This window comes from Gluconobacter sp. DsW_058 (assembly GCF_002153615.1).
GTDB lineage: Bacteria > Pseudomonadota > Alphaproteobacteria > Acetobacterales > Acetobacteraceae > Gluconobacter > Gluconobacter cerinus.
Window position 1 is genome coordinate 1 of record NZ_JOPH01000052.1, and the last position, 290, is coordinate 290.

1 pseudogene is annotated in these 290 nt (G+C 56.9%); it reads left to right on the plus strand.

Features of this window, described 5'->3' with window-relative positions:
* Nucleotides 1-290: pseudogene (locus HK24_RS09815) on the plus strand (IS5/IS1182 family transposase); the annotation flags it as partial.

The window sequence follows — 290 nt, forward strand, 5'->3', positions numbered from 1 at the left end:
TATCTGCCGATGTCCGGCCAGATCCTGGATGCCACGCTGGTCGCTGCTCCAAAGCAGCGCAATACGAACGCTGAGAAAGCCGACCTCCGGGCAGGACGTATTCCTGAAGACTGGCAGGACGATGGGACGATCCCGTCAAGCGATCTCGCCATCCCGTTCTTTGGCTACACATCGCATGTTTCCATCGACCGGAAATTCCGGTTCATCCGGAAATGAAAGACAACGGATGCCGCCGCCAGTGATGGTGCGCGATTGAGAGAAGGGCTGCTGGATAAAACCAATACGGCCTC